Source organism: Streptomyces sp. NPDC001858, assembly GCF_053594615.1.
The window spans coordinates 38,845-64,342 of record NZ_JBSFEV010000028.1; the positions used below are offsets into that span (position 1 = coordinate 38,845).

Consider the following 25,498-nt stretch of genomic DNA (forward strand, 5'->3'; position numbering starts at 1 on the left):
ATACAGCCCCGCGCCCCTTTCGGGGCGCTGCAACCCAGGAGGTCTCGTCATCATGTCCGCCACACCCCCCAAAGTCCTGGTGCCCGCAGAGGACCTGCGGTCCTTCTCCGCCGCCCTCCTGGAGAAGGGCGGTCTGAGCGCCGAGCACGCCCGCATCACCGCCGACGTGTTCGTGTGGGCGGCCCTGCGGGGCGTCGACTCGCACGGCATCGCCCGGATCCCCGCCTACCTGGATCTGCTCGCCAAGGGCGTCGCCCATGCGCAGGCCGAGATCAAGATCGAGTCGACGACCCCGGCCGCGGCCGTCCTCGACGCCGACCGCGCCCCCGGTCCGGTGGCGCTGAGCGCCGCCGCCGAGGAGGCGGTACGGCGGGCCAGGACGACCGGCATCGCCTCCGTCGGGGTCCGGCGCACCGTGCACACCGGCGCCATCGGCTACTACGTGTCGAAGATCGCCGAACAGGGCATGATCGGGCTCGGGTTCGTCGCCGGGATGCCGAACATGGGGTACACCGGCGTCAAGGGCGCGGCGGTCGCCACCAGCCCCCTCGCCATCGCCGTACCGACCGCCGCATCCTCGGCGCACGCCCCGCTGCTGCTCGACATGGCCACCGCCACCATCGCCCTCGGCCGGATCCGCCAGGCGAAGGCGAGCGGCACGCCGTTGCCGGCGGGCGCGGCGGCCACCGCGGACGGCACCCCGACCACCGACCCGGAGCAGGCGGTCATGCCGCTGCCGCTGGGCGGGGCGAAGGGCTCGGGCATGTCCTTGGCCTTCGAGCTGCTGACCAGCGTGCTCGTCGGCGCGCCGATCTTCGCGTCGTTCCACTCGGACGACCCGGACGGCCGTGCGCACCGGCAGAACGCGCTGCTCATCGCCGTCGACCCGGCGGCCTTCGGGGGCGCGGACGCGTTCGCCGAGGCCGTCGACGCCACCCTGGACACGCTCAAGGGCCTGCCGGTCGCGGACGACGCCGAGGGCGTGTTCTACCCCGGCGAGCGCAGCGCCGCCGTGGCCGACGGCCGCGCGGACAAGGGCATCCCCGTGGCGCCGAAGGTCTGGCGCGACCTCGCCGAGCGGGCCGGACAGCTGGGCGTCGCCCTCCCGGAAACCGCCGGGTAGGGGGAGCGCGCGGGGGACCCGCTCGGGGCGTCCCTCCCGGTTCCCCCCGGTTCCTCCCGGTTCCCTTCAGGAGGCCGCGGCGGTCGCCTGTCTGATGTGACGGGCGATCAGGGCGTAGGTGGCGCGGGCCCGTTCGTCGTCCTTGGTGTCGTAGCCGTGGTCGGCGCCGTCGACCTCGTGGTGCTCGACGAGCGCACCGGCCGTGCCGAGGCGCTCGGCGTACCGCGCCGCCTCGTTGCGGAGCAGGTCGTACTCGGCGGTGATCACCAGCGCCGGGGCGATGCCCTTGAGGTCGGCGGTGTCCGCGGCGCCCGCGGGCGAGACGAGCCGGTGGACGCGCTCGCGCGGGTCGGGCACATAGGAGGTGTCGAAGATCTCGCCCATCCACGGCCGCAGCAGCGGCTTGGCGACGGCCGCCTTCTTGGCCTTCGCGGGGGTCGCGAGGTCCAGCGGCGGATAGTGCAGCACCTGGAGCGCCGGCGTGGGGCCGCCCTGCTCCAGCGACTGCCGGGCCACCGCCGCGGTGAGTCCGCCGCCGGCGCTCTGCCCGCCCACGGTGAGCCGCCCGCCGTCCCAGCCGTGCTCCGCGCCGTGCTCGGCCACCCAGCGCACGACGTCGTACGCCTGTGTGGTCGGCGCCGGGAACGGGTGCTGCGGGGCGACGACGTACTTGACGTTGACGACGACCACGCCCGCCTCGACGGCCAGGAACCGGCACAGCGCGTCGTCCACCTCCGGCGCCGAGATGACGTAGCCGCCGCCGTGGAAGTTGATGTGCACGGGCGGGCGCGTCGCGGTCCCGGCCGGCGGCGCGTACACCGTGACCGGGGCCGGGGCGACGGAGGTCGGGACCGTCAACTCGCTGACATCGCGCGGGTATTCGGGGAAGCGGGCCTGCCAGGCGGCCGCCGAGCCCGGGCCGCCGGAGCGTCGGCTCGCCAGCCCGGTGAGGCCCTGCAACGTCTTGGCGGCGAGGGCGGCCACCGCCGGTCTGGCCAGGATGGACATACGCGTTCCGTTCGTCGAGCCGTACCGTCAATCGCCAGGATTCCTGATGATGGGAACGGGGCGAAGCTAGCACGGAGCGACCCGGATGCGCACCCGTGCGTCACTCGCGCCGGGCCACGATCCGGTAGGCGTTGGACAGGCCCAGCCGGTGCGACAGCGGCCGCACCGCGAGCCGGTCGAGCAGGGCGCCCGCGATCAGCGCCGGAATCCCGGCGAGCAGCAGCGCCCCGCGCACCGCGCGGCGCAGCGCGTTCGGCGGCTCGGGCAGCCACGGCGCGTCCTCGCGCGGCGCCGCGTGGTCCAGCGCCAGCCAGACGGCGGCCAGCAGATCGACCGGGTCGTGCGGTGCGGCGTGCTGCTCCGCCACCACGGTGAAGCCCAGCCGCGCGAGCCGTTCGCGCAGGTTGGCCACCGGCACGAAGTGCAGGTGCTGCGGCTGCAGCCAGGGCAGCCACCAGCGGCCCAGGAGCCGGGCGTATCGGCTCTCGGGGTCCGGTACCTCGATGAGGAGATGGCCGCCGGGCCGTACCGTCTCGCGGGCGGCGCGCAGTTCCCGGTCCGGGTCGTTGCTGTGCTCCAGGTAGTGGAACATGCTCACCACGTCGTAACGGGCGGCCAGTTCGGGCGCGAGGTCGGGGAAGTCGCCCCGGTAGCCGTGCGCCACCCGGCCCTCCCGCTGGGCGAGTTCGACGCCGTCGGTGAAGTCGAGGCCGTCGAACGTCGTGTCGGGCAGCACCCCCTGGGCGGTCGCGCAGAAGTGACCGTGCCCGGTGCCGACGTCCAGCCAGGTCTTCGGCGCGGCGTCGTGCGGCAGCAGCGACTCGGCCCGCCCCCGGTACATCTTCGTCCGGCCCCCGAAGGTGTCGCCGAGCTTCTTCTCGCCCAGTCCGTCGTAGAAGTCCCGGTAGTAGAACTCCAGCCCCGCCGCGCTCAGTCGGGGGTTCTGGAAGGTGTGCCCGCAGCCGCCGCAGCGGTCGAGGACGAAGCGGCCCGGCTTGTGCTGGAGCAGATCGGTGGTGCGCAGCCGGGTGGTCAGCTCCGGCGATCCGCACCAGGGACAGTCGGTGCGCCGGGGCTCGAAGAGGCGGTCCGGGCCGGCGGCTATGTCCGCCTGGTAGCCGGGACGCAGTGCGGCGATCCGCTCGGCGGGCTTGGTCTCATCGCTCATCTGCACTCCCTGGCCAGCTCGTCGAGTCGGTCCGCCGCCGCGCCGGCGCCGCCCGCGGCGCGGAACGCCTTGCGGATCCGGTCGGCCGCGAGGCGGTGTCCGGGGTCGTCCAGGACGGCGTCGATCGCCGCGCCCACCTGCCGTGCGCCGGCCCGGCCGAACCGCACCCGCACCCCGGCCCCCGCCTGCGCGACCTGCCCGGCGATCACCGGCTGATCGTCGCGGATGGGGGCCACCACGAGCGGCGCCCCGTGCCACAGCGCCTCGCACACGCTGTTGTGCCCGGCATGGCAGACGACCGCCCCGACTCCCCTTTTCAGCAAAGCGAGTTGGGGCACGGACGGCACGACGAGCACGTCCTTGTCCGCCGTGCCGCTCCCGCCGTCGTCCTTGTCCGGCTCCAGCGTGCCGCCGGGGTCGACGATCACCGCCTGCACCCGGTCGGCCCGCTCCCGCAGCGCGCTGCGGCACACGTCGAGGAACCGGCCGCCGACGTCGGTGTTGGCCGTTCCGAGCGTGACCAGCACGGTCGGGCGAGCAGTGTCGCCAGACGCGTCGAGCCACTGCCAGGGGAAGTCGGACGCGGCCGGGCGGGCCGTGATCGACGGCCCGACCCAGCTGATCCCCTCGCGCGAGTCGCCCGCCAACTCCGGTGTGCTGAAGGCGAGGACGAGATGCGGCGAGAAGCGGGGGTCGGCGGTGCCCGCCGGATCCCCGACGGCCGCCCGGAGCCCGGCCAGCCGGCCGTCCAGCCACTGCCGGACCTTGGGCAGCCCGGACAGGGGGTCGGTGAACTCGGCCGACGTGGTCGCCGAGGTCGCCCACGGCAGCCCCAGCCGCTCCGCGACCAGCGCACCGGCGAAGGCCTGCTGGTCGGCGACGACGACGTCCGGGCGGAACGCCTCGACGGCCGTCCGCACCCCCGGCGCCATCGCCTCGGCCAGCGGCAACAGGTACCACTCCCAGAGGAACTTCAGCGCTTCCGGGCCGCGCAGGTCGGCGGGCCGCTCGCCCCGCGGAGCCCCGCCGCACGCGAAGACCGCCCCGGCCCCGGAACCCGCCAGCCGCAGGACCGGCTCCGGGTCGGAGCACGCCCACGCCACCACGTGTCCCCGCGCGGTGAGTTCGGCGGCGACGCCGACCGTCGGATTGATGTGGCCGACCAACGGCGGTACTACGAACAGGAATCGGCTCACCCGGCCGCCTCCGCCGTGAGCCGCCCGACCCCGTCGACGAGGGACAGGATGTGTCCGCCGACCGTCCCCGGCGCCTCCACCAGGACCGAGTGCTCGTGCCCCGGGATCAGCACGGTCCGGCAGTCGGGCAGCACCGTCTCCAGCCAGGGCGCCAGTTCGGCCAGGTCGGAGTCGCCGCCGAACACGCCCAGCACCGGGCAGCTCACCGACGCGATCTGATTTTCCGTCAGCACCCGGCTGGCAGGGATGTCCAGGCAGAGGGAGGTCTCGCGCACCAGACGGGCCGCTCCCTTGGCGAGGCGGGCGGTGTGGTGGCCGCGATGGGCGGCGATCCAGTCGATGGTCTCGGACTCGCTGTGGGCGAGCTGCGTCACCACCCGGCTCAGGATGTCCTCCAGCTTCACCGCCCAGGCGGGGGTGGCCGGTTCGGACTCGATGAGACCGACGCTCGCCGCCCGCCCCGGATGCCGGACCGCGTAGCCGAACGCGATCGTGCCGCCGTAGGAGTTGCCGACCAGATGCACCGGACCGGTCACCGCCAGCCGGTCGAGCAGGGCGGCCAGGTCGTCCACGTTGTCGTCCAACGTGTAGCCCTCGGCGGGGCGTTGGCTGCGCCCGTGGCCGCGCAGGTCGTACATGACGACGTCGAGACCGGCCGCCGCGAACGCGGGCGCGACGGTGAAGTAGTAGCTGGCCAGGCTGTCGGTGAGCAGACCGTGCACCAGCACCACGGTGGCGGTGGCCGGCCGGCCCTCCCGGGGGCCGAGCCGCTGTACGTGCAACCGGACCGCGCCGGTGTCGACCATCGCCATGACTCAGCTCGCCTCCGCGGCCTTCAGACTCGTCACGACGTACTCGACGAGCCGTCCGACGGTCAGTTCGATGATCTCGTCGAACTCCATGCCGGCCAGGAACTCGGCGAAGTTGACCCGGTCGCCGTACCGCTCCTGGAGCAGACCGGCCAGGGTGACCAGGTCGATGCTCTCCAGCTCCAGATCGCGGTTGAAGGTCGTCCGCATGCCGATCTCGACGTCGTCGAGGCCGTACTCGTCCTCCAGGAGCCGCGCGAGCATGCCGCTGAGATCGGCGAGGACGGACTCCTGGTCGGCGGCGACCGGCGGCTCGTCGCCGGTGACGGGGGTGTGGGGCGTGGGAGAGGTCATCGGGCGTCGTGCTCCTTCGTGGTCGGGGGTCCCGTCGTCCATGCCACTACGTAGGCGCGGTCCGGCAGCCGGGGCGGGTTGGCGGCCGGGGCGCAGTGCACGTCGTAGGCGCGTTCCAGGCGGCCCGAGACGGTCAGCCGGTCGCCGGACCGTGCCGCGTCCAGCACCGTGAAGTCCCGTGGCCTGCCGCCGAATCCGGTGCCCTCCGCCTTGGCGACGGCCTCCTTCGCCGTCCAGAAGCGGGTGAACCACAGGGCCTCGCAGTCGCCGGTGTCCGCCGACAGCCGGTGCAGCAGCCGCAGTTCCTCCGGGCCGAGCGCGGTCGCGAGGGTCTCCGGGGCGCGGTCGGCGACCTCCTCGATGTCGATCCCCGGACCGGGGCCCGGCGTGTGCGGCCGGACGATCGCCGCGCCCGCCTCCGCGCAGTGGGCCAACGACACGTCCAGCGCGGGCAGTTCACGGCCGTGCACACCGGTGACGTACGGGCGGCCCGCCTCGTCGTTGCGCACCCGCAGCTCCGCCGGGAAGACCGGGCCCTCGCCCTGGTCCCACAGCCACCGGCGCACCGCGTCCTTGACCGCGATCCGGCCCAGCAGCCACTGCCGGCGTCCGCGCGGCGCGTGCCGCGCGTACTCCGAACGCTCCACCCCGCCCAGCGAGTTGCGCATGATCAGCTCGCGGGAGGCCAGGTCCGGCCAGCGCTCGTGCAGCAGCTGCCAGCCGCCCGGCCGGGACTCGGACAGCGTGTTGCGGTCGGGGAAGCGCTCGACGGGCCGGGTCTTCGGATCGTTGTCGAAGCGGCGGTCCTGCCAGCCGTACAGCTCCGCCCACACCGCGCCGCCGACCGTGAGCTGGACGTCGGCCTCCAGGAACGCGTCGGTGAGCGAGCTGATCCGCACCAGGCAGCCCACCTCGGTCCCCGGCGTCGGATGCGGCCCGTGGAAGCGCATCTCCCGCATCCCGACCGGGAACACCACGGTCCGCTCCGTACGGGTCGCCATGATCCAGTAGCCGAGGATCTGGCCCACGTTGTCCAGCAGCGCGCCGGGCGCGGGCGGCGTGGTGATGACCCCGCGCACGTGCCGGTCGCCGATCGCGGTGAGTTCCGTGACGCCCTGGAACGCCGGGCCGTGGAACATCCAGCGCTCGGCGTAGAGCTGGGCGGCGGTGTGGTCGGGGGTGCGTTCGGTCGCCGGATCGGTGGTCCAGGGGGCGGGGGGCCGGGCGGGGTAGGCGGCGGCGAGCCGCACCGTGGCGCGGGCCCGGGGACCGAAGGAGACGGCCACCCGGTCGGGGCCCTCGGGAGTCGCCGTCACCGGCACGTCGACGGCCGGGGTGGCGGTGAGCCACTCCTCGAACCGGGCCCCGTGCACGGCGACCGGCACGGTGCCGGGGGCCGTCGCGGCGGCCGTGTCCACGATGTGCTGCACGATCGTCGTCGCCGGGACCACCGGCCAGCGGTCGGCGACGTCCGGCCAGCCGGGGCGCTGGGGGTAGAAGCAGTGGTCCAGGAGGTACGGCATGGTGTCGGGGGACACCTGGAAGGTGATGCGGCGCGGGGCGAGCGGGGCCGGCCGGGCCGGGGCGGCGGTCATAAGAGCCGCGGCCGTGTCCGCCGTCTCCCGCAGCAGCGCGCTCAACTCGGCTGCCACCGGGGAGCGTTCGACGAGCGCGTCGAGTGGCGAGGGGCCTGCGGTCGCGGTGCGAGGGCGCAGTACCCCGCGCAGTTCGGCCAGCTTCTCCGGCGGGAGCGACACCAGCGCTCCGCCCAAGTCCAGGCGAACGGAAGGTCGTTGCGCTTTGGCCGCGGTGGCGGCGGCCGGGGCCGGTGCCACCGCAGCTCCCGCCGTCCACAGCGCGGTGGCCGCCCGGCGGAGTTGGGCGAGGCCCGTGCGGTGCGGGGAGTTGGCGGCGACGACCAGGTGGTCCCGGCCGCCGAGGGTGTCGCCCACCAGGGAGCCGAGCTGACCGGGCCCGACCTGGACGAACACCCGGTGACCGGCCGCGTACAGAGCCTCGGTCAACTGCCGGAAGCGGACGGGTTCCAGCAGATGCCGCACGAACAGCGCCCGTATCCCGGCCTCGTCCGCGGGGAAGGGCGCGGCGGTGGTCCCCGACCAGAGCGGGGTGTGCGGCCGCTGCAGCCGGAACCGGTGGGCGGCCTCCTCGATCGGGCCGAGATGGGGGCGCAGCATCGGCGTGTGGAAGCCGGACCGGAACGGCAGCACCTGGCTGAGCACGCCCTGCGCGCGAAAGGCCCGCACGAACGTCTCCACCGCCGCCTCGGGGCCGCACACCATCGACTGGCCGGGCGCGTTGTCGTGCGAGAGCACGACGCCCGACCCGGTGTCGCCCTCCTCGCGCAGGGCGGTCAGGACGCGCTCGGCGGACGCGCCGATCGCGCCGAAGGCCAGCCCGGGGACCGTCACGGAGTCCGGGTCGAAGCCGGCCATGAACGCGTCGACCTCGTCCCCGGAGTACATCCCGGCCGCCGCCATCGCCGTCCACTCGCCCACGCTGTGCCCGGCGACCGCGTCCGGCACGATCCCGCTGCGGCGCAGCGCCGCGTCGAGGAGGCGGCCCACGGCGACGACGCCGAACCCGTGCCGGCCGACGTCGCCCGCCCGGCCCGCGTCGACCGACAGGGCGGGCAGGCCGAAGTGGACGGCCACGTCGTCGACTTGAGGAGTGAAGTCGCCCTCCAGGCCGGGGAACAGGAACGCGAGGCCGCCCCGGCCGGCGCCCAGGAGGGGGCTCGGCCGGAACCAGACGTCGCTGCGGCCGTGCCAGGCGCGCTCCTTGGCGACCGCGCGGCGGGCCAGGGCGAGCCGCTTGGCGGTCGGGTCGACGATGCCGAGGCGCGCCGGGCCCGCGTCCGGGTGCGGCCGGGCGGCGTCGAGTCCGGCGGCCCGTAGGGCGCTGTCGTCGGCTTCCAGGAGGGCGGCGAGGCGTGCGGGGGAGTCGGCGGCGAGCAGCAACACCCGTTCGGGCTCGGCGACTTCCAGCGTCGGGGATTTCGGCGCCGGCACGGTCGCGCGGGCGACGCGTGCGCCCGGCGCCTCCTCCAGCACCACGTGCGCGTTGATCCCGCCGAACCCGAACGCGTTCACGGCGGCCCGGCGCACGGGCCGGCCCGCGGCGGTCTCCCAGTCGGTCGCCTTCTCCAGGGTGCGGAACCGGGTGCGGGCCAGGGCGGGGTGCGGGTCGTCGCAGTGCAGCGTCGGGAGCAGCGTGCGGTGGTGGACCGCGAGGGCGGCCTTGACCAGTCCGGCGACCCCGGCGGCGGGCATGGTGTGCCCGATCATCGACTTCACCGACCCCAGGACCGCGTCGCCGTCCCCGGGCCCGCCGAACACCTCGGCCAGTGTGGCCAGTTCGGCTCCGTCGCCGGCCGGGGTCGCGGTGCCGTGCGCCTCCAGCAGACCGACCGAGCCGGGCTCGGCGGGATCGAGCCCGGCCGCCCGCCAGGCCTGCCGTACCGCCTGCGCCTGCCCGCCGGGATCGGGGTTGACCAGCCCGGCCGCCCGGCCGTCGCTCGCCACGCCGGTGCCCCGGATCACGGCGTAGATCCGGTCGCCGTCGCGCTCGGCGTCGGACAGCCGTTTCAGGACGACGACGCCCGTCCCCTCGCCGATCAGGATGCCGTCGGCGTCCCGGTGGAAGGGGCGGCTGCGCTGGCTGGGGGAGAGCGCGCGGAGCTGGGAGAAGACGCTCCACAGGGTGATGTCGTGGCAGTGGTGGACGCCCCCGGCGAGCATCAGGTCGCAGCGCCCGGAGGCGAGCTCGCCGACCGCTTGGTCCACCGCGACCAGCGACGAGGCGCAGGCCGCGTCCACGGTGTACGCGGGGCCCCGCAGGTCGAGCCGGTTGGCGACCCGGGACGCGGCGAGGTTGGGCACCAGACCGATCGCCGACTCGGGGCTGTCCGGACCGAGCCGCTCGGTGAACGCCGTGCGCACGAGGTCGAGTTGGGCACCGGTCAGATCGGGCAGCAACTCGCCCAGGGTGCGCACGAGTTGGCCCGCGGTGCGGACCCGCTGGTCGAGTCGGACCAGACCGGGGGTGAGGTAGCCGCCCCGACCGAGGACGACGCCGACCCGCCCCCGGTCGGGGAGGCGGTCCACGCCCCCGGCGTCCTCGACGGCGGCCGCGGCCACATGCAGGGCGATGAGCTGGTCGGGCTCGGTCCCGGCCACCGAGTTCGGCATGATCCCGAACCGGGTGACCTCCACCTGCGCCAGCTCGTCCACGAACCCGCCCCGCCGCGCGTACACGCGGTCGGCGACGGCCGGTTCGGAGGCGGTGCCGGGGCGGTAGAACTCGGCGTCCCAGCGGCCGTCCGGCACCTCGCCGATCGCGTCCACGCCGTCGCGCAGGTTGCGCCAGTAGGCGTCCAGATCGGCGGCCCCCGGCAGCAGCACCGCCATCCCGACGATGGCGACCGGAGTCTGACGCGCCGTCACCGACTGGCTCACCAGCCCGAGGCGGTGTAGACGACGGCGGTGGCGGACTCCTCGCCCCAGGCCAGCTCCCGCAGCAGCGCCGCGGTGCCCTCCTCGGGGTCGATCAGCCGGATGCCGCGGCGGGCGTACTCGCGGGCCAGCTCCACCCCGACCATGCCGGCGTGCGCGGCCGAGGGCGCCCACGGGCCCCAGTGCACGGTCACCGCGCGCCGCCCGGTGCGGGCGGCGAAGGCCGCGCCGAGGGTCTCCAGCGCGTCGTTGGCGGCCGCGTAGTCCACCTGGCCCCGATTGCCCAGGACGCCCGAGATCGAGCCGAACAGCACGGTGAACGCGGGCGGCGCGGGCAGTTCCTCCAGCGCGGTGAGCAGGGCGTCCGCGCCGGTCGCCTTGGTGCCGTAGACCCGCTGGAAGGACTCGGCGCTCTTCTCGGCGATCAGCTTGTCCTCGATGACCCCGGCCGCGTGGACCGCGCCGTCGAGCCGGCCGTGCTCGGCGTGGATCTCCTTCACCGCCTGGAGCACCGCCGCCGGCTCCCGGAAGTCGACCGAGCGATAACGGGCCCGGCTGCCGAGCGCGGTGAGTTCGGCCAGGGTCGCCCTGATCTCCCGCTGGGCCAACAGGAGTTCGGCCGCCCGGTTGATCTCCGCGGGCTTCCCGCCGCCCCGGGCGGCGAGCGCCGCGCGCAGCTCGGCCGGCGTCCGCGCGGCCGCGGTGTCCGCGTCCTCGGGAGCGTCCGGCGCCGGAGTGCGGCCGAGCAGTTCCAGGCGGCAGCGGGAGGCGGTGGCGAGCGCGGCGGCGAACTGCGCGGTGATGCCTCGCGCCCCGCCGGCCAGCAGCACCACCGAGTCCTGGTCCAGGCCGAGCGCGGCGGCCTCCGCGACTCCGTCCCCGGCCGGTCCGGCGCCCGTGCTGCCGAGGGCGCCCAGCGGCGCTTCGACCAGCTCGAAGCCGTGCCGGCCGGCCGCCGTGCGCAGCACGACCGGGGTGCGGTCCGGCGCGAGGGCCTCGGCGACGACGGCGTCCGCGACGGCCGACGGCGAGGCGTCGGCGAGTTCGACGACCCGGGCGAGCGTCTCCGGGTACTCGCGGGCCACGGTCCGGAACAGGCCGCGCAGCCCCGCGGTCCGGGCGTCGGGCGTCTCGCCGTCGGCGGCCCGCAGGGCGAGGAGCCGCCGCGGGCCGCGCGCCAGGGCCGCCTTCAGGACGGGGAACGCGTCGGGCAGCACGGCCGTGTCGTCGGCGCCGGCGAGGGCCCCGAGCCACAGCACGCCGTCGACCGGCCCGTCCGCCTCCGTCAGGACGTGATCAGGGGCGCGTACGACGACGTCGGCGCCGTGGGACACCAGACGGGCGGCGGCCTCGGGGGCGTCCCCGAGGAGGATCCAGCGGGCGCCGGACAGGACGGCGGCGGGGGCGGGCCGGTCGGCGGGCTCGTCGAGCGGGACCGGCCGCAGCACGTGCCGCCGCGGCGGCTCACCCGTCACCTCCTGGGGGACGATCGTCTGCGGGTCCTGCTCCGTGACCTGGTGGGGGACGGCTGCGGCGACGGGCGCGGGCTCCCCGGCCGTCGGTGCGGGGGCCGGTGCGCCGAGCCGGGCGGTGAGCCAGTCGGTCACCGCGGCGGCCGTGCGCGCCTTCGCCAGCTCCTCCAGCTCGTCGTCGCCCATCGCGGCCAGGTCGGCGTCGGCCCCCGCGCCGAGGCGCTTGGCCAGCTCGCCCGCGATCTCGGCCCGCTTGATGGAGTCGATGCTGAGGTCCGCCTCCAGATCGAGGTCGGGCTCGATCATGTCGATCGGGTAGCCGGTGCGTTCGCTGATGATCTCCAGGACGACCTGCTGGACGTCGACCGTCCCGGCGGGTTCCACGGAAGCGGGCACGGGGGCAGCGGGTACCGGGGCAGTGGGTATCGGGGTCGCCATCTCCGTGTGCGGGGAGGGGAGTTGGGCGACCGCCTGGATCACCTGCGGTGCCGCCGGCGGGGGCAGGGCGGGCTGCGCGCCCGGGGCGGACCCGAAGTAGGCGAGCAGCACGTCCCGTTGGGCGGCGATCATCTCCCGGCTGGTGCGCAGGAATTCGGCGACGATCGCGTCCCGCTGGTCGGACGGGACGCCGTGCGGGGGGTTCGTCGTCACAGTCGTCTCCCGGGTCTGCGGGGTCTGCAGGGTGTGCAGGGTCTGTGGGGTCTGTGGGGTCTGTGGGGTCTCCACGACTCGGCGGGCCGGTGCCAGCGCACCGGGCAGGAGGGCGCCGGCGGCGGTGCGGACCAACTGCCCGTCCACCGTCCAGCCGGGCCGCTTGGGCACGGGGGTCCGCACCGCGTCCACCGCGTCCCGGCCGCGCAGCAGCCACCCGGTGCGCACCGGCAGCCCCGCGACGGCGAGCGCGGCCAGGGCGTCGAGCCAGTCGCGCAGTCCGCCGCCGGGCCGGGGCTCGCAGGCCACCGTGCGGTGCGGGCGGTCGCCGAGGATCTGGCCGACCAGCCGGGTCAGCACCGACCCGGGACCGGCTTCCACGAAGACCCGGGCCCCTGCCTCGTACATCGCCTCGATCTGTTCGGCGAAGGCGACCGGGGCGCCGATCTGGGCGGCGAGCTCGGCGCGTACCGCGTCGGCGTCGGCGGGGTAGGGGGCGGCCGTGCGGTTGGACCACACCGGGAACTCGGGTGCGTGCACCGGGCGTTCGGCGAGCGCCCCGGCGAACCGGTCGCCGGCCCCGGCGACCAGCGGGCTGTGGAAGGCGCAGGCGACGGGGATGCGCTTGGCCCCGAGACCGGCCTCGCGCAGCAGCCGCACGGCCTCGGCGACATCGGCCGACGGCCCCGAAATCACCGTCTGCTCGGGCGAGTTGCGGTTGGCGATGACGACGGAGTCCGGTGCGGCCGCCGCCTTGAGCGCCTGCGCCGTCTCCGCCGCGCCCGCCGAGACGGCGGCCATGGTCCCCGGATCGCTTCCCCGCTCTCCCGCGGCTTCGAGGATCGCCGTCGCCCGCTCCGAGCTGAGTTCGAGCAACGTCTCGGGCGTCACGGCGCCGGCCGCGCAGAGGGCGACCAGCTCGCCGTAGCTGTGTCCGGCGGCCATGTCGGGGCGTATCCCGGCCGCGGTGAGCACGGCGTGGGCGGCGAGGCCCGCGATGCCGAGGGCCGGCTGCGCGACCCGGGTGTCGGTCAGCGCGGCCTGCTGCCGACCGCGTACGGCGTCGTCGAAGGCGCTGGGCGGGTACAGGGCGTCGGCGTGGGCGCGGCCGAGCTCCAGGTAGGGGCGCAGCTCGGGGAGGGCGACGAACAGCTCGGCGAGCATGCCGGTGCGCTGGCTGCCCTGGCCGGGGAAGAGGAAGGCGACCTTGGCCTCGCCGGGGGCGGCTTCCTGGTCGGCTCCGGCGCGGTGGACGCCCCGCGGCGCACCGTCCTGGGCCGGGTCGGTCAGCGCCCGGCGCAGTTTCTCGATCAGGTCGGCCACGTCCGACGCCACGATCGCGAGCCGCGCCGGATCCCCGCTCGCGTCCGACCGCCGTGCCGCGGCGAGCGCCAGGTCCCGCAGCCGCCAGGGGCCGCCCTCCGCCTGCGCCGCCTTGAGGAGCTCCTCCATCGAGCGGCGGGCCGTCGCTTCGTCCCGGCCGCGGAAGACGAACAGTTCGGCCGGCCAGGCGTCCAGTCCGCGCACGGGCGGCACGCCGTCGGCGTAAGCGCTCAGCACCACATGGAAGTTGGTCCCGCCGAAGCCGAACGCGCTGACTCCCGCGACCCGTTCCGCCGCGGGCACGGCCCAGGGGCGGGCCTGCGCATGGAAGGCGAAGGGGCTGTCGGCCGCGTCCCAGGCCGGGTTGGGGGCCTGGACGTGCAGCGTGGGCGGCCGGACGCCGGTGTGCAGAGCCAGCAGCGTCTTGATCAGCCCGGCCAGTCCGGCGGCGCACTTCGTATGGCCGATCTGCGACTTCACCGAACCGATGACACAGCCGCCCGGCCGCGCCCCCGCCTCGCCGAACACCTCGCTGAGGATGCGCAGTTCGGTGCGGTCGCCGACGACCGTCCCGGTGCCGTGCGCCTCGACCAGTCCGACGTCGGCCGGGGAGACGCCCGCGTTGCGGTAGGCGCGCTCCAGGGCCGAGCGCTGGCCCTCCGGTCTGGGCGCGGTCAGCCCGAGGGAACGGCCGTCGCTGGAGGAGCCCAGGCCCTTGATCACGCCGTAGATCCGGTCGCCGTCGCGCTCGGCGTCCGCGAGCCGCTTGAGGACGACGCAGGCCACGCCCTCGCCCAGCGCGATGCCGTCCGCCGAGCCGCCGAAGGCGCGGGAGCGGCCGGTGGGCGACAGGGCGTGCACGGACGAGAAGAGGACGTAGTCGTTGATGCCGTTGTGCAGGTCGGCGCCGCCGCACAGCACGGTGTCGGAGGTGCCGCCGACCAGTTCCTTGCAGGCGACGTCCACCGCGGCCAGCGAGGAGGCGCAGGCGGCGTCGACGGTGTAGTTGGCGCCGCCGAGGTCGAGGCGGTTGGCGATCCGCCCGGAGATGACGTTGGCGAGCATGCCCGGGAAGGAGTCCTCGGTGAGCTGCGGGAGCTGGTCGTCCAGGCCCGCCGGGACCTTCCCGTAGTACGAGGGCAGCACCGCGCGTAGCGTCGCCGCGTTCGACAGGTCGCTGCCGGCCTCCGCGCCGAACACCACGGAGGTGCGGGAGCGGTCGAACTCCCGTCCCCCGTCCCCGTATCCGGCGTCCTCCAGTGCGCGCCGCGCGGCCTCCAGGGACAGCAGCTGCACCGGCTCGACGCTGCCGAGGGACGCGGGCGGAATGCCGTAGCGCAGGGGGTCGAACGGGATGCGGGGCAGGAAGCCGCCCCACTTGGACGGGGTGGACTCCCCGTGGTGGACGGCCGGGTCCCACCGGTCGGGCGGGACCTCGCCGACCGCGTCCACGCCCCCGACGACGTTCGCCCAGAAGGTCGGAAGGTCGGGCGCCTGCGGGAACATGCACGCCATGCCGACGACGGCGATGTCGAGCGGCGCGGGGGCGGGAGCGATCGGCTCCCGCGCTTCGCCCGGTAGTCCTAACTCGGCTGCACGCAAGGCGAGATGCTCGTCCGCACCCATGGTCACGGACTCGTGGAGCGCCGCGACCGTAGTGATCGCCGAGCGCAGCACGGCCACCTCGCCGGCCATGAACATCCCCTCGGCGAGCTGGCGTTGCTCGTCGACGGCGGCGAGGGTCCCGTCGGCGTCCCGGGTCGTCCCCTTGCTGGCGAGGCGCAGCCGGCCGACGTTGAGCCGCTCCAGCTCCTCCCAGATCCGCCGGTCCGGGACGCCCTCGGCGCGTAACCGCACCTCCTGGTCGCGGTAGTCGGCGGCGAACGGGCTCGGCACACAACGCGTGGCGTGCCCCGGCGCCGACTCCAGGAGCGTGGTGCGCTCGGCGTCCATGACCTGCCGCTGGAAGAGCGGCTGGATCGCGCCGTGCGCCACCGCCTCCTCGGTGAACAGGTACGCGGTGCCCATCAGCACGCCGACGGCCGCCCCGCGCGCGGTCAGCGGCGCGGCGAGCGCGGCGACCATCGCGGCCGACCGCTCGTCGTGGACACCGCCCGCGAAGAACACCTCGACGTCATCGGCCCCGCGGCCCGCCAGAAAGTCCTCCAGGACGGCGAGTTGGGCCTCCCAGAGCGGAAAGGAGGCGCGCGGTCCGACGTGTCCGCCGCACTCCGAGCCCTCGAACACGAACCGGCGCGCCCCGGCCTCCAGGAACTGCCGCAGCAGGCCCGGCGACGGCACGTGCAGGAAGGTGCGGATGCCGTCCCGCTCCAACGCCTGCGCCTGGGACGGCCGTCCGCCCGCGATGATCGCGTGCGTCGGCCGCAGCTCCCGTACCGCCTCCAGCTGGGCGGTGCGCACGTCCTCCGGTGCGAAGCCGAGGACGCCCACGCCCCAAGGACGGCCGCCCACCGCGTCCCGGGTCTCGGCCAGCATCGTGCGCGTCCGCGCGCCGTCCGCCAGAGCCAGCGCCAGGAACGGCAGCGCGCCGTCCGCCGCCACCGCCGCGGCGAACGCGGGCCCGTCGCTCACCCGGGTCATCGGCCCCTGCGCGACCGGGAGCCGGGTCCCGAGCGCCCGGCTCATCGGCGACCCGGCCCGCAGCGCCCGGCCCGCCGTGTCGTCGCGCAGGGCGTGCAGAGCCGCGTCCCGCAGCCCGCGCACCGTCCGCCGCACATCGCCCCAGCGCTCGGCGAACCGGGCGGCGAGGAAGCCGTCCTGGCCCACCGGAAGCAGCTGGGTGCGGGGATCCTGCGCGCCCAGCAGCGCCGCCACCGTCTCCGGTCCGGCGTCCTCCGCGATCCGCGGCGCGTCCGGGCCGCGCCGCAGCAGAACGCGGTGACCGGCCAGGACGACGGTCTCCGAGCCGTCCAGGGTGCGCAGCGCCGCCGCGGCCGACTCGGGCAGCGCCGACTCGGCGAGCAGCGCGAGCTGGCTGTCCAGGACGACCCCGGCCGCCCCGCCGGCCACCGCGGCGGCGGCCGTGTGCGGGCCGATGCCGCCGCACGCCCACACCGGCACGCTCACCTCGGGGGCGGCGAGGAGCTGCTGGAGCAGCACGAAGGTGCTCAGCTCGCCGATCCGGCCGCCGGACTCCGCGCCCCGGGCGATCAGGCCGTGCGCCCCGGCGCGCACCGCGTCCCGCGCGCCCGCCAGGTCGGTGACCTCCACCAGCACGCGGTGGTGCGCCACGAGCTCGGCGATCGGCCGGCGTGCCCTGACGGAATCTGCGGCGCCGACGGAATCTGCGGCACCGGCGGAATCCGGGGCAGCTCCGGCGCCGGCGGCTGCGGTATCTCCGGCTTCCGCCGCCGGCCGGGCTGCGGCCGTCGTGAGGATCACCGTGTGCGGGCCGTACGGCTCCAGGTCGGCGGGGGTGAGCCGGCAGTGTGCGTCGACCCGGACGCCGAAGGCGCCGGGCGACGCGCGGCGCAGGCGGGAGAGGGCCTCCCGCGTTCTTCGGTCGCCGGACCCCAGGTCGAGCACGCCTAGCCCGCCGGCCCGGCCGACCGCCAGCGCGAGCCCGGCGTCGGGTTCGCCGAATGGTGTGATGCCGATGATCATGTCCTCGGAACGCACAGCGGACGTCATGATTCTCCGAATCAAGGGTCAGACAGCACGGTGGGGGGTTCGGGACAGCAATGGCGGCTCACCGGATTCCGGCGGGGAGGGTCAAGGGAGGTCCACCGCGGAACGCCGTTCTAAAGCGCGTGCTCGAAACGCGTTGAAAGGTAGTGCGCTTGTTACTCACTGGTCAACGTTCGAACGGTCGGCCGGTATGCAGCCGCTATGATTCGGTCAGCCGCGGACGGAGGGCCAGGGCGTAGGAAATCGGCTGAATTCCTTTCGCGAGTGGTCCCGTTCACTCTCCACTCACATGGTGGAAACGTGAATGACCGCAGGAAATACGTTCCTTAAACCGCATGTCCGACTTGGCTCTCGCATTCCCGGCATCGCGCGGGCCGCTGGGAAAATTCTGTGTGTCCGCCGCGGAGTGACCGGGAAAGGCTTGTCGACATGGCAACCCTCATGGCTTCCGGCCGTCCGGTGAGACAGCTCTTGACGCGGGCCGGGCTGCCGCCAAGACTGGAATGACTACGTAGTCAAGCCGGTCCTCGGGAGGTCGTCGACCGGTTTGGCTACGTGGTCACCCGGTGGCTTCGACCTCGTCCACCAGCCCCCAGCCGACCGCCTCCCACGCGGTGAGCGGGACCCCGGACAGCGCCAGCCAGGCGGTGCGTTCACGGCCGATGCGCGGCGGAAGGCTCGCGGTGCCGCCCGCGCCCGGGATCAGGCCCATCCCGATCTCCGGGAGCCGGACCGTCGTGTCCGGCGTGGCGGAAACCCGCCCCGCGAACGCCGCCAGCTCGATGCCCGCACCCACACAGGGCCCGTGCAGACGGGCCGTCACCTTCGCCGCGCACCGCTGGAGCAACGCGGCCGGACTGCGCGCCACACGCACGCGATGCGCCTCGGCGGGGTCCCTGGACGTACCGAACTCGGCCAGATCGCCCCCGCTGCAGAACACCGGCCCCGCGCCGCGCAGCTCGACGCGGGCGACGGAGGGATCCGCCACGGCGACCTCCAGCGCCTCGCAGAGCGCGTCGCGGGTGGCGGCGTCGAACGCGTTGCGCACCCAGGGCCGGTTCAGGGTGACGGTCAGCAGTTCGCCGTCCCGACGCAGCAGCACCGGCTCGGCGGCCGGGCGCGGGACGCGCGGCCGGGCGTCGGCGAGCCAGGCGCGATAGCCCCTGCCGCCCTGGAGCGTCGAGTAGGCGAGTGACTCGACGACCAGCCGTTCGGCCGGGCCCAACGCCGCCCCCATGCGCAGGACTTGAACCAGTGCGACGGCGGCGGCCGGCTGCCGGGCAACGGCCTCGCGCAGCTCGCGGGCGGCGGCGTACGGATCCACGCACCCCACCCAAGGCCGCGGCGGATCCGGGACGTTGGTGAGGAGAACGTCGAACTGCCCATAGACGGGACGCGGTTCGGCCGCCACTCCCACCAGGACGCGGTCCGCCGACGGGGGCGGCTCCGGCGCTGCGGTGCGGTCGAGGGCGACGTCGAAGTCGACGTCCAGGTCGACCAGCACGAACGGCGGCTCCATGACCACCGGAGTGTAATCTTGCCTGACCTGCGAAGAGAAGGGTGTTCACTGAATGAAGAACGCCTCTCTCGGAGATCGCCGGACGCCCGAAGACCGCCGGACACTCGAAGGCCGTCAGACGGGCGAAGACCGTTGGATGGATGCCGTGGCCCCGCGCCTCGGCCCCCTCGCGGCGGCCGTGCGCGACTTCACCGCCCTCACGGGCGTTCCCGTCGACCTGCCCACCGCCCTGTTCCTGCGGGCCCGGCTGGCCGGTCTCGGGCCGCCGGGCCGCACCTCCGCGGGCGGCTCCTGCCGGCTGCTCGCCACCGCCGACGGCTGGGCCGCCGTCAACCTGGCCCGCCCCGACGACACCGCCGCCCTGCCCGCCCTGCTGGCCCTCCTGGGGGCCGAGGGCGCCGACCTGGCCACGGCGGCTCGGGGTGTAGAGGCGCGGCAACTCGCCGAACAGGCCCAGCTGTTGGGAATCCCCGCCGCCGGGCTCGGCTCGGCCGGGGCCGATCGCGCTCCGGTACGCGCGCAGCGCCACGGCGAGCGCCTCGTGCGCCCGCTGCCCGGTCTTCGTGTCGTCGACCTCTCCGCACTGTGGGCGGGACCGCTGTGCGCCCGGCTGCTGGGCCTGGCCGGGGCCCGCGTCGTCAAGGCGGAGAGCGCCACCCGGCCCGACGGGGCCCGCTTCGGACACCCCGACTTCTACCGGTGGCTGCACGACGGACACGAGAGCCGCGTCCTCGACTTCGCCACCGGATCCCTCGCCGCGCTCGTCGACGAGGCGGACATCGTCATCGAGGCCTCCCGGCCGAGGGCGCTGCGCCGGCTCGGCATCCGTGCCGAAGACTTCCTCGCCGCCCGTCCCGGACGGGTCTGGGTGAGCATCACCGGGTACGGCCGCGACGACGACCGGATCGCCTTCGGCGACGACGCGGCCGTGGCCGCCGGACTGACCGGCCGCGACCGGCACGGCGACCCGGTGTTCCTCGGCGACGCCCTCGCCGACCCCGTCACCGGCCTGTTCGCCGCCCACGCCGCCGCTCGCTCGCTGGCCGCCGGAGGCGGAGACCTCTTGTGCGTGTCCATGACCGCCTGCGCGGCCGCGCTCGCCGAGGCGGGCACGGGGCGCGGACCTGCGCCGAACCGGGTGCGGTCGTGCTGATCCGGGACGTGGAGGTGGCGGGCCGTGGCCGGGTCGACGTCCGGGTCGCGGGCGGGCGGGTCGTGGAGCTCGGGCGGGGACTGGCCGGGCCGGTCGACGTGGACGGGCGGGGCGGCGCGCTGCTGCCGGGCCTGCACGACCATCACATCCACCTGGCCGCCCTCGCGGCGCAGCCGGCCTCGGTGCGGGTCGGCCCCGCCGAGGTGCAGGGCCGCGCCGGGTTCGCGGCGGCGTTGCGCGCCGGGGAGCCGGGGGAGTGGGTCCGGGCCACCGGCTACCACGAGAGCGTCGCCGGGGAGCTCGATCGGTGGGCGCTGGACGCCGTGGCCGCCGACCGGCCGGTGCGCGTCCAGCACCGCAGCGGCGCGATGTGGTTCCTGAACAGCGCCGCCCTGCACGCGACCGGCCTCGACGGGGATCGGTACTCGGACGGGCCGCACAACGGGCGTTTCTGGCGGGCGGACGAACGGTTGCGGCACCTCGTCCCGCCCACACCGCTCGACCTCGAAGGGGTCGGGCGGCGCGCCGCCCGTCTCGGCGTCACCGGGTTCACCAACGCCGACCCACACCCCGGGCCCGGCCTCGCCCAGACCCTGTCGGTGCTGCCCCAGAGGCTGCTCGTGATGGGCGTCGACCCGCCGACGAAGCTCGTGCTCGACGACCCCACCCTCCCCACGCCGGCCGAACTCGCCGTGACCGTCGCGCAGTTGCGTCCTCGGCCGGTCGCCGTGCACTGCGTGACCCGGGTGCAGCTGCTCGTGACGCTGCTCGCGCTGGACGAGGCCGGCCCGGTCGGCGGCGACCGCATCGAGCACGCGGCGGTCGTCCCGGCGGAGACCGTCGACTGGATCCGGCGGCTCGGCGTGACCGTGGTGACCCAGCCGCACTTCCCCGTGGAACGCGCCCACGCCTACGCCACCGACGTCCACCCGGACGACCGGCCGCACCTCTACCGCTGCCGCAGCCTGGCCGAGGCCGGCATCCCGGTCGCCGCGGGCACGGACGCGCCGTACGGCACCCACGACCCGTGGGCCGTGATGCGGGCCGCGGTGCGGCGCGACGACGGGGAGGCCGTCCCGCCCGGGACCGCGCTGCGGATGTTCCTCGGCCGCCCCGAACGGCCGTCGCTCGTACGGCGGGTGGAGACCGGCGCCGACGCCGACCTGTGCCTGCTCCACACGCCCCTGCGCGAGGCGCTCGACGCGCTCTCCGCCGACGTCGTACGGGCCGCCTATGTCGGGGGCCGGGCGCTTCACCGGCAGTAGTCGCCATCACACGCTGTAGCCGCCGTCCACCCCCAGCACCTGCCCCTTGATGAACCCGGCCCGGTCCGAGGCGAGGAAGGACACCGGGTCGCGAAGGACCGCGGCAGGTCGCGGAGGTCAGACCGATGCGGCCGTCAGGCCAACTCCTCCGTACGGGTCCGGGGTGACGGTGTCCGGAGTGTTGGCGTCGGAGCCGGTGTGAAGATCAGCCCATAGTGCGCATATGACCCGTACCCGTACGGCGGTCCTGTGCGCCGCCGCTCTCCTCGCCTCGACACTCCAGACGGCGGTCGCCGCGGCCGCCCCCGAACACCACGACCAGGCGTGCACCGCCACCCGTAACCCCGAGGGCCGGGCGCGGCAGGTCATGGACATCGTCCGTCAGGCGCAGCAGGAACTCGATCTCGAGGCCGCCCTCGTCAAGGTCACGGTCGACGGACGTGAACTCGTCACCGGCGCGGTCGGCGAGTCCATGACGGACGTGCCGGCCACCCCTGCGATGCACTTCCGCACCGGCTCGGTCGGCATCGCCTTCATGGGCACCGTGCTGCTCCAGCTCGTCGACGAGCACAAGGTCCGCCTCGACGACCCGGTGTCGCGCTGGCTGCCCGACCTCCCGCACGGCGACGAGATCACCCTGCGCATGCTCGGCGACTCCACCTCCGGCCTGCACGACTACGTCACCGACCCGGTCTTCCTGGAGAAGCTCTACGCAGACCCGTGGCAGCACTGGACGCCCGAGGAGGTCGTCGGGATCTCGCTCAGCCACCCCCTGTGGTACGAGCCCGGCACCAACTGGAGCTACTCGCACGCCAACTTCGTCCTCCTCGGCCAGGCCCTGGAGAAGATCACCGGCACCCCGCTGGAGCAGCTGCTCGAGGAGCGGATCCTGAAGCCGCTCGATCTGCGCAACACCCGCAACAACGACACCGCGGTCATCCCGCGTCCCGTCCTGCACGCCTACGACGACGAGCGCGGCACCTACGAGGAGTCGACCTACTTCAACCCGTCCTGGACCACCGCCCCCGGCGCGATCCTGACCCAGGACATCTGCGACCTCGCCCGCTCCGGCCAGGGCATCGGCGCGGGCGAGCTGCTCTCCCGGCGCGCCCACCGCACCCAGCTGAACCCGGGCACGGTCGGCCTCGGACAGCCGACGGACACCTGTCCGGCCACCGTCTGTCTGCCGATGACCGAGGACTTCCACTTCGGCGTCGGCGTCGTCGTCAAGAACGGCTGGGTGGTGCAGAACCCGTCCTTCTTCGGGTACGCGGCCGTGATGGCGTACGAGCCGCACGAGCGGCTGTCCATCGCCGTGTCGACGACCGTCGGCCCGGACGCCCCCGCCGGCAACAACGCCCAGACGATCACCGAGCGGATCGCGGACCTGCTGGCCCCCGAGTATCCGCTGGCGGACTGACCGGCCGGCCGTTCTCAGCGCCCGGCGCGCACCCCGTCCAGGGCGATGGCCAGGACGCGGTCGCGCTGGGCGTCGTCGGTGAACGTCGTCGCGGTGATGCCGGCCACCAGCCGCAGCAGGTCGCCGAAGTCCATGTCCTTGCGGGCCGCGCCGGCGTCCTGGGCCCGCTGGAACAGCGGTCCGCCCGCCGCGAACATCGACTCGCGGCAGGCCCCGAAGATCTCCGACTCGTCCTCCAGCGCCTCGCGCACCGCCCGCTTGGTCACCATGTAGCCCGCGAACCGCCCGAGCCAGGCCGTCAACGCCTCCCAAGGGGGGAGATCGCCGAGTTCGAGCGCCGCCTGGCACAGCGCGTTGACCTCGTCCGCGTACACGCTTTCGAACAGGGCGCGACGGGTCGGGAAGTTCCGGTAGAGCGTGCCGATGCCGACGCCGGCCCGGCGGGCGATGTCCTCCAGCGAGGCCTCCGAGCCGTTCTCGGCGAACGCCTCGCGCGCGGCGTCCAGCAGGGCGTCGTAGTTGCGGGCGGCGTCCTTACGGTGCGGGCGCTGGGCGGCGACGATCTCGCCGACGGGGAACGGCTGGGCCGTCACTGCTGCCTCCTGGGCGGACTCGGTTGAACCGGAGGGGTGCCTCCGCTACAGTGGAGGAGTGCCTCCACTTTACCAGTCCGAGGCCCCTCTCCCTTCTTTCCTCTCTTTCCTCCTGCCTTCCTTTCGCCGTTTCCGGGTTTCCGAGAGGCTTCTCATGCCCCGCAAGTCCACGCGCCTCACGTTCGCGGTCCTCGCGACCGGTGCGGGCGTGTTCTCCATGCTCCAGTCGCTGATAGCGCCGGCCCTGCCCACCGTGCAGCACGCCCTGCACGCCTCGCAGTCCACCGCGACCTGGGTGATGACCGCCTATCTGCTGTCCGCGTCCGTCTTCACGCCGATCCTGGGCCGGGTCGGCGACCTGATCGGCAAGAAACGCACGCTCGTCGCGGTCCTGCTGGCCGTCCTGGCGGGCTGTCTGCTCGCCGCGCTCGCGCCGGACATCGGCGTCCTGATCGTCGCCCGGGTGATCCAGGGCGTCGGCGGCGCGCTGGTCCCGCTCTCCTTCGGCATCATCCGGGACGAGTTCGACGCCTCCCGGGTGCCCGGCACCATCGGCAACCTGTCCGCCGTGATCGCGGCCGGCGGCGGGGTCGGCATGGTCGCGGCCGGACCGATCGTCTCCGCGCTCGACTACCGCTGGCTCTTCTGGATCCCCGTCGGCATTGTCGCCGCCGCTGCCCTGATCGCCCTGCGCTATGTGCCCGAGTCGCCCAACCGGGCGCAGGGAAAGGTCAGTTGGCTCGGCGCGGTGCTGCTGTCGGGCTGGCTGGTCGCCCTGCTGCTGCCGCTCAGCCAGGCGGGCAGCTGGGGTTGGGGCTCGGCCCGCGTGATCGGCCTGTTCACCGTGGCGGTGGCCCTCTTCGCGCTGTGGCTCGCCTTCGAGGCGGGCTCCCGCAACCCGCTGATCGACCTGCGCATCATGCGACTCCCGGCCGTGTGGACCACGAACCTCGCCGCGCTGCTCTTCGGCGCGGGCATGTACGCGATCTGGACCTTCCTGCCCGGCTTCGTCCAGACCCCGAGCACGGCCGGCTACGGCTTCGGCGCGAGCGTCACCACCTCCGGGCTGCTCATGCTGCCGATGCTGGTCGCGATGTTCGTCTCGGGCGTGCTCAGCGGACGGCTCGAACCCCGCGTCGGCGCGAAGGCGTTGCTGACGACCGGTGCCGCACTCGGTGCGCTCGCCCTGGGCTTCCTCGCGCTGTGGCACGACGCCCAGTGGCAAGTCGCCTTCGTCGCAGGCGTGTTCGGCCTCGGCATCGGTCTGGCCTTCGCCTCGATGGCCAACCTGATCGTGGGCAGCGTCCCCGCCGGACAGACCGGCGCGGCCACCGGGATGAACGCCAACATCCGCACCATCGGCGGCTCCATCGGCGCGGCCGTCACCAGCGTCCTGGTCACCGGCCGCCTCCAGCCGTCGGGCCTGCCGTACGACTCCGGCTACACCCACGGCTTCACGCTGCTCGCCGTGCTCTGCCTCGGCGCGGCGCTCGCCGCCCTGCTGGTCCCCGTCAGCCGCACGGGCCGCCCGTCGCAGCCGGCCCCACACCGGACGCCGACCGCCGCGCCCACCCCCGTACGGTAAGGTTCACCTGCGCGTTCCCGCAGCTCACCGCGGCGGAGACGCCGCGGGACGTGGCGCAGCTTGGTAGCGCACTTGACTGGGGGTCAAGGGGTCGCAGGTTCAAATCCTGTCGTCCCGACTGGAGACAGTCGCAGGTCAGGGCCGGTTTCGGAGGCATCCGAAACCGGCCTTGAGCATTCTTGGGGACCAGTTGGGGACGGGCCTATGCCAAGTCATGGCCGAACGTCGTCCGTATCCGATTGATCTGTCCGATGCCCGCTGGGAGTTGATCGAGCCGGAGCGACGACGGCGGCGGCGAACTGCTGGCCTGCGCCCCCGGTGAGAACATGGATGACGCCGTCGCGATCGCCTTCCCGACCGCGACCAGGGGCATCACCGCCGACGGCTCCTGGCTGTACGGCGGCGGTTCCTTCGCCGCCGCGGGCACGGACGCGCTCTTCGGCACCGCCATCGACGAGTGATGCGACCGAAACCGCCACCCCGACCGGTCACCGGCCCGGGCACCGCCCGCCGTCACCGGCGTCAGGGCCCGGTCCGGGGCGTCCTGCGCGGCTGGTCGGGCGGACGTCCGGACGCGAGGGTGCGGCAGGGCCGCCACTTCGGGCGACGGCGCTCGCTCACGGTGTCCCGGTCGGCCACCGTCGGCGGTTTCCTCGGCGCCGCCTTGGATGCCGGCGCCACAGTACTGAAGCCCGCCGCGAAGTCGCTCCGAACAACTGCGAACAGTGACGAACTCGAG

Annotated in this window: 15 protein-coding genes, 1 tRNA gene and 2 pseudogenes; 9 read left to right on the forward strand and 9 right to left on the reverse strand. The window is 74.5% G+C overall.

Going from position 1 to position 25,498, the window contains the following annotated elements; all coding sequences use genetic code 11:
- Positions 1 to 52: 52 nt before the first annotated feature.
- Positions 53 to 1,123 carry an Ldh family oxidoreductase gene (locus ACWCPF_RS31310; protein ID WP_451048465.1) on the forward strand — a complete coding sequence of 357 codons (1,071 nt, stop codon included), beginning with the start codon at positions 53 to 55 and terminating at the stop codon, positions 1,121 to 1,123.
- 66 nt (positions 1,124 to 1,189) lie between these two features.
- Here the strand turns inward: ACWCPF_RS31310 and ACWCPF_RS31315 are convergent, their stop codons facing one another.
- From ACWCPF_RS31315 to ACWCPF_RS31350, 8 genes are all read right to left on the reverse strand, one after another.
- A complete protein-coding gene (locus ACWCPF_RS31315) occupies positions 1,190 to 2,131 on the reverse strand; it encodes an alpha/beta hydrolase (RefSeq protein ID WP_451048466.1) in 942 nt (313 codons plus the stop codon).
- Between the two features lie 100 nt (positions 2,132 to 2,231).
- Positions 2,232 to 3,299, reverse strand: a complete 1,068-nt coding sequence (locus ACWCPF_RS31320) for a class I SAM-dependent methyltransferase (protein ID WP_451048467.1) — start codon at positions 3,297 to 3,299, stop codon at positions 2,232 to 2,234.
- Entirely contained in the window at positions 3,296 to 4,495 is a 1,200-nt protein-coding gene (locus tag ACWCPF_RS31325) for a glycosyltransferase (protein ID WP_451048468.1), read from the reverse strand. Before ACWCPF_RS31325 ends, ACWCPF_RS31320 begins: the two co-directional genes overlap by 4 nt.
- Positions 4,492 to 5,307: an alpha/beta fold hydrolase gene (locus ACWCPF_RS31330; RefSeq protein WP_451048469.1), complete on the reverse strand. Its 816-nt coding sequence runs from the start codon at positions 5,305 to 5,307 to the stop codon at positions 4,492 to 4,494. The genes ACWCPF_RS31325 and ACWCPF_RS31330 overlap by 4 nt, the downstream gene beginning before the upstream one ends.
- A 3-nt stretch (positions 5,308 to 5,310) precedes the next feature.
- The gene (locus tag ACWCPF_RS31335; protein WP_451048470.1) at positions 5,311 to 5,658 is read right to left on the reverse strand and encodes an acyl carrier protein; all 348 of its coding nucleotides are present in this window, start codon (positions 5,656 to 5,658) and stop codon (positions 5,311 to 5,313) included.
- Positions 5,655 to 10,085 (reverse strand): beta-ketoacyl synthase N-terminal-like domain-containing protein, encoded by a 4,431-nt coding sequence (locus ACWCPF_RS31340; RefSeq protein WP_451048523.1) that lies wholly within the window; start codon positions 10,083 to 10,085, stop codon positions 5,655 to 5,657. The genes ACWCPF_RS31335 and ACWCPF_RS31340 overlap by 4 nt, the downstream gene beginning before the upstream one ends.
- A gap of 44 nt (positions 10,086 to 10,129) precedes the next feature.
- On the reverse strand, positions 10,130 to 17,227 hold the full coding sequence (locus ACWCPF_RS31345; RefSeq protein ID WP_451048471.1) for an SDR family oxidoreductase: 7,098 nt from the start codon (positions 17,225 to 17,227) through the stop codon (positions 10,130 to 10,132).
- Between the two features lie 556 nt (positions 17,228 to 17,783).
- Positions 17,784 to 18,743: an enoyl-CoA hydratase/isomerase family protein gene (locus ACWCPF_RS31350; protein WP_451048472.1), complete on the reverse strand. Its 960-nt coding sequence runs from the start codon at positions 18,741 to 18,743 to the stop codon at positions 17,784 to 17,786.
- Positions 18,744 to 18,879: 136 nt separating this feature from the next.
- Between ACWCPF_RS31350 and ACWCPF_RS31355 the strand changes: the two genes are divergently transcribed.
- The 3 genes from ACWCPF_RS31355 (at position 18,880) to ACWCPF_RS31365 (ending at position 22,581) form a co-directional block, all read left to right on the forward strand.
- Positions 18,880 to 19,896: a CoA transferase gene (locus tag ACWCPF_RS31355; protein WP_451048473.1), complete on the forward strand. Its 1,017-nt coding sequence runs from the start codon at positions 18,880 to 18,882 to the stop codon at positions 19,894 to 19,896.
- A complete protein-coding gene (locus ACWCPF_RS31360; RefSeq protein WP_451048474.1) occupies positions 19,890 to 21,161 on the forward strand; it encodes an amidohydrolase family protein in 1,272 nt (423 codons plus the stop codon). The genes ACWCPF_RS31355 and ACWCPF_RS31360 overlap by 7 nt, the downstream gene beginning before the upstream one ends.
- Before the next feature lie 223 nt (positions 21,162 to 21,384).
- Positions 21,385 to 22,581, forward strand: coding sequence for a serine hydrolase domain-containing protein (locus ACWCPF_RS31365; RefSeq protein WP_451048475.1), 1,197 nt, complete (start codon positions 21,385 to 21,387; stop codon positions 22,579 to 22,581).
- Between the two features lie 14 nt (positions 22,582 to 22,595).
- On the opposite strand, the gene ACWCPF_RS31370 is transcribed toward ACWCPF_RS31365, so the two are convergent.
- Complete coding sequence (locus ACWCPF_RS31370; protein ID WP_451048476.1) at positions 22,596 to 23,174, reverse strand: TetR/AcrR family transcriptional regulator; 579 nt, start codon at positions 23,172 to 23,174, stop codon at positions 22,596 to 22,598.
- Positions 23,175 to 23,328: 154 nt separating this feature from the next.
- Between ACWCPF_RS31370 and ACWCPF_RS31375 the strand changes: the two genes are divergently transcribed.
- The 5 genes and pseudogenes from ACWCPF_RS31375 to ACWCPF_RS31395 form a co-directional block, all read left to right on the forward strand.
- Entirely contained in the window at positions 23,329 to 24,759 is a 1,431-nt protein-coding gene (locus ACWCPF_RS31375) for an MFS transporter (protein WP_451048477.1), read from the forward strand.
- A gap of 44 nt (positions 24,760 to 24,803) precedes the next feature.
- Positions 24,804 to 24,877: transfer RNA gene (locus ACWCPF_RS31380), tRNA-Pro, on the forward strand.
- Positions 24,878 to 24,973: 96 nt separating this feature from the next.
- Positions 24,974 to 25,075: pseudogene (locus ACWCPF_RS31385) on the forward strand (IS5 family transposase); the annotation flags it as partial.
- A gap of 10 nt (positions 25,076 to 25,085) precedes the next feature.
- A complete protein-coding gene (locus ACWCPF_RS31390) occupies positions 25,086 to 25,220 on the forward strand; it encodes a hypothetical protein (RefSeq protein WP_451048478.1) in 135 nt (44 codons plus the stop codon).
- Positions 25,221 to 25,372: 152 nt separating this feature from the next.
- A pseudogene (locus ACWCPF_RS31395) lies at positions 25,373 to 25,468 on the forward strand (glyoxalase); the annotation flags it as partial.
- Positions 25,469 to 25,498 lie beyond the last annotated feature (30 nt).

Excerpts from the sequence above, each read along its gene's own strand:
- ACWCPF_RS31310 (WP_451048465.1), top strand. The coding sequence starts at position 53 with ATGTCCGCCACACCCCCCAAAGTCCTGGTGCCCGCAGAGGACCTGCGG.
- ACWCPF_RS31315 (WP_451048466.1), bottom strand. The coding sequence starts at position 2,131 with ATGTCCATCCTGGCCAGACCGGCGGTGGCCGCCCTCGCCGCCAAGACG.
- ACWCPF_RS31320 (WP_451048467.1), bottom strand. The coding sequence starts at position 3,299 with ATGAGCGATGAGACCAAGCCCGCCGAGCGGATCGCCGCACTGCGTCCC.
- ACWCPF_RS31330 (WP_451048469.1), bottom strand. The coding sequence starts at position 5,307 with ATGGCGATGGTCGACACCGGCGCGGTCCGGTTGCACGTACAGCGGCTC.
- ACWCPF_RS31335 (WP_451048470.1), bottom strand. The coding sequence starts at position 5,658 with ATGACCTCTCCCACGCCCCACACCCCCGTCACCGGCGACGAGCCGCCG.
- ACWCPF_RS31340 (WP_451048523.1), bottom strand. The coding sequence starts at position 10,085 with ATGGCGGTGCTGCTGCCGGGGGCCGCCGATCTGGACGCCTACTGGCGC.
- ACWCPF_RS31345 (WP_451048471.1), bottom strand. The coding sequence starts at position 17,227 with ATGACGTCCGCTGTGCGTTCCGAGGACATGATCATCGGCATCACACCA.
- ACWCPF_RS31350 (WP_451048472.1), bottom strand. The coding sequence starts at position 18,743 with ATGGAGCCGCCGTTCGTGCTGGTCGACCTGGACGTCGACTTCGACGTC.
- ACWCPF_RS31355 (WP_451048473.1), top strand. The coding sequence starts at position 18,880 with ATGGATGCCGTGGCCCCGCGCCTCGGCCCCCTCGCGGCGGCCGTGCGC.
- ACWCPF_RS31365 (WP_451048475.1), top strand. The coding sequence starts at position 21,385 with ATGACCCGTACCCGTACGGCGGTCCTGTGCGCCGCCGCTCTCCTCGCC.
- ACWCPF_RS31375 (WP_451048477.1), top strand. The coding sequence starts at position 23,329 with ATGCCCCGCAAGTCCACGCGCCTCACGTTCGCGGTCCTCGCGACCGGT.
- ACWCPF_RS31390 (WP_451048478.1), top strand. The coding sequence starts at position 25,086 with ATGGATGACGCCGTCGCGATCGCCTTCCCGACCGCGACCAGGGGCATC.